Origin of the sequence: Geodermatophilus obscurus, assembly GCF_900143215.1 — a bacterium.
Classification (GTDB): Bacteria; Actinomycetota; Actinomycetes; order Mycobacteriales; family Geodermatophilaceae; genus Geodermatophilus; species Geodermatophilus obscurus_A.
In genome coordinates, this window is record NZ_FRDM01000066.1 from 6,180 (window position 1) to 12,562 (window position 6,383).

The following is a 6,383-nucleotide window of genomic DNA, read 5'->3' on the forward strand; positions in this document are numbered from 1 at the left end:
CCCTGAGTCCCGCGGAGACAGACCCCCTACCAGACCATGTTTGTCGTTGTTTGTCGTGGAGAAAGGCGGGACCGTCGAGGCTAACACCTACACGAAACCCATGGGTTGCAAGGAAGTGCGCCCATCGTGAGTCGATGAGCGTTGCATTCGTCTGGACGACGTTGGTTATAGTGAGATTGCGGCGGTTGTTCGCTGCCATAACGTGCAGGGCGCGCTCGTAGAACTGGGTTCCTGCTAAGAGCGGCTCGCCGGCGTGCCAGATAAACTCTATTCGGTCGTATACGTGCCTGCTGCCAAGCACCTTGTTAATCGTCGCCTCTAGGATTTCGTGAGGCATCACTTTACCTACGCGCCGGTTAGGCAGATAGCAGTATACGCAATTCAGGTTACAGCGCGAGGTCGGTTGGATTACTACAAGCTCGGTTCGAAGGGGCACTCTAAGACCTCCCTGGCACCGTGGCACAGTCGGGACTTTGTGCCATGGGCCAAAGCGCCCGTCGGCGGGTGGACGGTTATGATAAGGGGTACGGCAGTGAGACCCAGCGCTGATCCGCCGAGCACTCAAAATGCCTGTGCTTGGGCAGATCGTTTGTGGTGGCCCCACTAGGCAAGCGGCTGGGCTGGTAGGGTGCCCGGCGTTGGGCGGTGGCGCTATTCAACCATCCTCCTCCACGTCTCTCGCCAGCCGAAGTCCGCTTCCCCGCTGTGGCCTTTCTCGGTGAGGGTGATCTCTCGAAGTTCGGCAGGGTCCATTGCTAGGAGCCGACTGCGGATCTCCTCTGCATGTGAGATTGTTGGGTCCTGATCGCCGTTTGGGGGTTGTTCAGTCACGCGGATCACCTGGCCCTGTGGGGTGGCTGTGAGAAAAAAAATGCCGATCGGCGAAGGGTTCGTCACCAGAACCAGTCACTGAAAGAGTCGGACCACTCTGATTTGGGTTTGGGTGGCATCTCTGGCGCTTTGTTCGAGGTCCATATCAAAGTATCGATCCGTTCAGGAGGAAGTGCTCGCAATCGGGCGAGTAGACTGTGCATCTTTTCGAGGTCGACCTCCTTGTCGACGGGCGTCTCGGGGGGTGGCGGCGTCGGCTCAGACATCTGCCTTCCTTCCCTAGATGGTGCGGCCGGATCGTGGGAGTTTGGAGCGTTAGTGTCATGGTCTTGGTGGTGCGTTCGGCAGTTGAGGACGCGGTCACCTAGGGGTGCGGGACGGTCGCTCTGAAAAGGGGTGTTTGACTGTGTCAAAGACTCACATTTGGATGTGGTACGCCCCGTTTCCGGCTTTGATACCCCGCGGTGGGGAGGGTGTCAATGCACCGATCACAGGCGCGTCATGCCGACTGCGGACTGCGTCCGTAGCATTGCGGAACGTAGTGTGCTGATCTGGTTCCGGCGCCGGATGCTTGGCTCCGCGGTGTCGGTTGCATGGACGCTGGAGGTTCTCGAGGGCGGGTGTTACACGAAGGTCCCGAACTCCAGTCCGGTGCTGGCGAGGAGGCCGACCCGGCGGCCGCCCAGCGGCGGAACACCCTGTAGACGGTCTTTCGCCGGCGGGAACTCCGCCGGCAGCGCCCGTAAGAGCGCCCGCCAGTAGGTCAGCGGATGCGCGGTGATGACGGTCGGCTGTCCCAGCGGTAGCGGTACCAGGCGGCCCGGCGGAGGGCACGGATGGTGACGATGGCGGCGGCCAGGCGGAGGTAGGCGTTCACGCAGTCGCGGCGGCGTGCGGTGCAGTGGCGCAGTCGGCCGAAGCCGTTGAACCAGGCGTGGGTGCGCTCGACGACCCAGCGCCGGCCGACCTGGAGCGGGGCCGGCGCGCCGCGGTGGGCGATCTGACCGCGCAGGTCGCGCTCGGCCAGGGCCTGCCGGGCCGGCCGGTGGTCGTAGCCGGCGTCCAGGTGCACGGTGATCCGCGCGGGCAACGGCTGGAAGTCCTTGATCGCACCCAGGGTGGCCGTCAGCGGGGTGTGGTCGACGGTGTTGGCCGGCGCGGACACCGCCGCGAGCGGAATGCCAGCGCCGTCGGTGAGCTGGGAGCGTTTCAGGCCGCCCTTGGCCCGGTCGACCGGGCTGCGCCCGGCGCACTCCCCGCCGCAGGGCGCCTTGGTGGTGCAGCCGTCGACGGCCAGGTCGGCCAGGTCCAGGCCGATCAGCTTGTCTTAGGCGTCCAGGCAGGCCAGCCGCAGCCGATCCCACACCCCCAGCCGGATCCACTCATCCCGTCGGCGGCGCATCGTCGTCGCCGAGCAGCCGGGACCGGCGAGGCGCTCGTACCCGGCGCCGAAGACCAACGCCTCCACCAGCTTGTCGAAGACCACCGCATCGGCGATGCGCGGCCGGTGGCAGCCCAGCGGATGAGCGACATGCCGGACCGGCAGCAGGGCCAGGAACTGCTCGCGCAGCGGGTCAAGGATGCACGATGGGACGGCAGGCACGAGCGGTCCACATCTCACGGAGCGTTAGCACCTCCGCGAGCGTGGCCCTCGTGCCTGCCCTCACCGCTCAGCCACGCCCAACACCGCGACCGCGCCTATCGGCGGGCGCTCTAAGGACTGATCCTCTCCAGCAGCCGGGTTGGGTCCACCGTCACCCGGACTGCCTACTACCCTGCGACGCCTACTGCTTCCAGGCCCGAATGCTCCTGCACGAAGTATCAGCCTCCGCCGCCGCCATGGTCCACTGGATATGGGTGGCCGGGCGGGTCTTCCAGTTCAGTGTCGTATTGAAGAACCTTCTGGAGTCGCTCCTTCCGCTTCGGGGGCACGCCGCCACCACTGTCGCCTTTCGGTCCGTGGACGCCGACGACGATCAAGCATGCGGTGTATTGAGTAGCGCATAGAATCTGCCCCGCGGTGTTGTTTTTGTTATTGTCCCCGCACTCATTCAGTTTGTCCATGCACTCTTGTAGGGCTTCCGCGGCGCTCTGTCCACCGGAGTAGGTCACCATCTCACTCGGTGCGGCCGAGAGCAGAGCCGCACCGGCTCCGGCCGCGAATGCCTCGGCCACGTGCCGCAACTCGGCAACCTTCGCCGCAGCCAGAGCATTTTCCATCTCGGCCTTACGAACCTGGACAGCGGCGCTGCGCACCAACTGCCGGTACATGACCGTGAATGGGTGACTCAGCAATTTCTGGAACTCGGCTTCCTCGGCGTCCTCGTTGACCGGGACCACCGGCACCCCGGGGCCAGATAGCAGGCGATCGTCCTCGACGGAAGCCTGAGCCACCGCGGCACTAGGGGTCGCTTCGCTGCCCACACCGTCGTCGACAGTCATACCGCTCTCCTCGTCGTCCTACGACTAAGCATTCGCTCCGAGGCGGACCCTGCGACGCCTCAAGGGCGCCAGAAGGGTATAACTCTGCTACTGACTCGTCACTGGCCCCGGTTCTGCGACTTGCTGACCTTGATCGCCCACCGGGTGCAGCCGCGCCGGGGGCTACCACGAGCATCCGGCCCGGTGCAGTGCTGGCCCGGATGCCCTCGACAAGGAAGCAGTGCGGTCCTGGCTCCCAACCCTCCGGTCGCAGAGGTGCATTGCGAACAGGCCGCGGGAAATTGGCCCCCAGAGGTGCTCCCACAGCGCGCGGGATGCTTACACCGGCTGCCGGACGTCGGGGTCGTGGATGATCGCCCGCCCCTTGCTCAGGGCGCCCAACCAGGGGCGGCAGCCCAGCGGCCCCTCCTCGAACGGGGTGATCTTCTCCACCAGCCGGGCCGGGTCCACGGTCACCCGGGCTCTCTATCAGGCACCACTGACAGGCATCCGGGGCTCAGCCGACTGTTGGTTTGAACATCCGACTGCGGCGGATGGGCCAGGTTCCGTCGTTCCATCCCAACGTACGGCCCCGGACGTTGCCCAGGATGGTCTGCTCGACGAGTTCCCACCTATCGCGGGCCGAGCCGGTTCAACTCGGTTACCCAGTCGGTGTCCTCCGGCAGGGCTCGGCCGTCTGTTTCGTAGCCAGGGCCGTGCTCGAACCAGGATCGGGTCTGCTTCTGACGTCCCAGGGCGTCGTTGTCTGCCAGCGGTCGTGCCAGTAGACCAGCTGGTCGTTGGGCTCCTCGGCGCGGGCGGTGCTGGCGGCGGCTTGCCAGGCGGCGCGGAGGGCGGCCAGCTCCTCGGCCCGCGCCGCGGTGCGCCGGCCAGCAGGGCAGGACCGCCCTGGAGGGTGTCAGGTCGTAGGTGTGGGTGAGCCAGTCGGCCCAGGCGACCAGCTGCTGCCAGTCGGCGGTGCCGGCGCCGTCCACCCAGGCGCGCGGTTCGGGCTCGGTGCCCGGTGCCCGGTGCGGGCGGGCCGGTGCCGGCGGCGGCCTGCTCGAGGGCGTCGAGGCGGCCGGCCAGCTCCTCGCGCAGGGCATCGGTCTCGCTTTGCACGCCGTAGGCCAGCCCGCCGATGAGGTCCTTGAGCTCGGCCAGCTTGGCCGCCAGCGCAGGCAGGGACAGCGGCTGGTCGGCCAGGGCTCCGCTCCCGGCGTCGGCCTCGCCGCTGCCTGCGGCGTCGTCCGGGACATCGCGCGAGGTGGGGCTGCCGGCCTGGTCGTGGTCGCTCACCGGGCCGCCGTCCTCGGTGCCCGCGGTTCTGGGGGTGGCGGTGCGCTCGGCGGCCAGGGTCTCGCCGTCGGGGCGGGCGCACCAGGGGGGTCAGGCGCAGCAGCACCGCGGGACGGTTGCGGTAGAGGAGCAGGCCGTGGCCGTCGGGGATGCGGCGGGCCTCGTCGGCGCGCAGCGCCGGCCGGTCGATCAGCCGGTCGCTGGCGCCGGTCGCCCGACCGGTGTGCGGGTCGTAGCTGGTGCTGCCGCGGGTCAGCTCCACCTCGCCGACGAGGGTGGCGTACCGCTTGAGGGCGTCGGTGTCGGTGAGGCCGCCGAGCAGGATCTCGGCGGGCATGTTGTCCAGCAGGGTGTGCGCGCCGTCGGCGCCCCACCGGCGGCGGGCCTGGGCCAGGGACTGCAGGGCCAGGACCAGCTGCATGCCGAAGCCGCGGGCGTCGGTGCCTAGGTCGGGCAGGCGAGGCAGCGGCGCGACGTTGGCGATCTCGTCGCCGACCAGCCGCAGCGGCGGGTCGAGCCGGCCGCCGGGGCGCCGGGCGGCGGCGGCCTTGGCGGCGTCGACGACTTCCTGCAGCAGCATCGCGCACAGCGGCGCGACGTTGGTCGAGGCGTTGGCATCGGCGACCAGCACGAGGGTGTCGGCGGAGGAGACGAACCCGGCCGCGTCGAAGACCGGCACGCCGGGGCGGGGGGTGACCCAGGCCAGCACCCGGCGCAGCGCCATCGGCTCGATGGCCTGGGCCAGGGTCTGCCGGGAGGAGGCCACCGTCTCATCGGCGCCGGTGGCCACCGACCGCAGCATCCCGGCCCAGCCGGGCTCGGCCTCTGTCAGCGGGGAGGTGCGGATGATCTCCTGGGCTTGCTCGGCGCCGTCGTCCAGGTGCACCGTCCAGTCGATCACGCCGCCGACCGGGCGGTCGGCCAGGTCGGCGGCGTGCAGCAGCCGGGTCAGCGCGGAGGCGGCATTGGCGCGGAAGAAGCCGCTGTTGGTGGCGGTCTTGTCATCGGCGCGCAGGCCGGCGGCGAACGCCAGCCCGCGGGAGATCGCGGTGTGCCCGTGGCGGGCGCCGGCGATCGGTGACCTCCCGGTCGACGCGGCACGCCGGAGTCGGCCGCAGGTCTGCCGCCACGGTGGCGTGCAGCTGCTGCACCGCGGTCGTCGAGCGCATCCTGGGTGCCCCCGGGCCCCATCGAGCACTGCTGTGGCCACGGCGTGAGACCGGTCGCTCAGCGGTGCTGCAGGTTCTGGCTGGGGCAAGGTCGATCAGAAGCGGTGCAGGAGGGTCGCGGCGCGGGGCGGCTGGTGCCCCATGCCGGTTGTCCCGGCGGCTCCTGCGGGCCAATTGCCGCACTGAGCTGCGATTTTGTCGATGGTGGCGGCTAGCGTGGGGCGCACCGACCCCGGGGTCTGACCAGCCCCTCGAGCATCGCGAACGGCTCGCTGCCGCCTCGAGTGACCCATACCGACTCCCCCAACCGCGGCAACACCATCACCGCGCCGGCGTCCGGCCCGCAAGCCGGCCGTCGACGACCACCCGCAGCACCCCGCCAGGAGACCGCTCATGTCCAGCACCGGTACCGCTCCGATCGCCGTCGTCGTCGTGGACGTCGACGGCACCGCCGTCCGGGCGCGGTGGGTGCCGGAGGCCTCCGGTGGGGTGCTCGACCGGCTGCAGGCGGCGGTGGGTGGCTGTGTGGACGTGGTGGCGCTGGGTTCGGGGTTGGACATGTGGGTGCATGACGAGGGCCTGTACGCCTGTGCGCTCAATCCGGTGGCCGGCGTGCTGGCCGCCGCGCTGGGGCACGGTGGGCAGCCGTACTGCGGGACGGTG

Annotated in this window: 5 protein-coding genes and 1 pseudogene; 1 reads left to right on the forward strand and 5 read right to left on the reverse strand. The window is 69.0% G+C overall.

All coding sequences use genetic code 11. The annotated features are described in order from the left end of the window. From BUB17_RS28675 to BUB17_RS24370, 5 genes and pseudogenes are all read right to left on the reverse strand, one after another. A partial coding sequence (locus tag BUB17_RS28675) for a radical SAM protein (protein WP_432416402.1) occupies window positions 1-604 on the reverse strand: 604 nt, incomplete at its 3' end. A 990-nt stretch (window positions 605-1,594) separates the two neighbouring features. Beyond that, window positions 1,595-2,434, reverse strand: a pseudogene (locus tag BUB17_RS24360) (IS5 family transposase). Window positions 2,435-2,652: 218 nt separating this feature from the next. Further along, window positions 2,653-3,273, reverse strand: coding sequence for a hypothetical protein (locus BUB17_RS24365; protein ID WP_072921289.1), 621 nt, complete (start codon window positions 3,271-3,273; stop codon window positions 2,653-2,655). 318 nt (window positions 3,274-3,591) lie between these two features. Next, on the reverse strand, window positions 3,592-3,729 hold the full coding sequence (locus BUB17_RS27220) for a hypothetical protein (RefSeq protein WP_175561479.1): 138 nt from the start codon (window positions 3,727-3,729) through the stop codon (window positions 3,592-3,594). A 442-nt stretch (window positions 3,730-4,171) separates the two neighbouring features. Further along, window positions 4,172-5,761, reverse strand: a complete 1,590-nt coding sequence (locus BUB17_RS24370) for a type IV secretory system conjugative DNA transfer family protein (RefSeq protein WP_141243192.1) — start codon at window positions 5,759-5,761, stop codon at window positions 4,172-4,174. 352 nt (window positions 5,762-6,113) lie between these two features. On the opposite strand from BUB17_RS24370, the gene BUB17_RS27535 reads away from it, so the two are divergent. Next, a partial coding sequence (locus BUB17_RS27535) for a DUF3846 domain-containing protein (protein ID WP_208983657.1) occupies window positions 6,114-6,383 on the forward strand: 270 nt, incomplete at its 3' end.

Excerpts from the sequence above, each read along its gene's own strand:
- BUB17_RS24365 (WP_072921289.1), bottom strand. The coding sequence starts at position 3,273 with ATGACTGTCGACGACGGTGTGGGCAGCGAAGCGACCCCTAGTGCCGCG.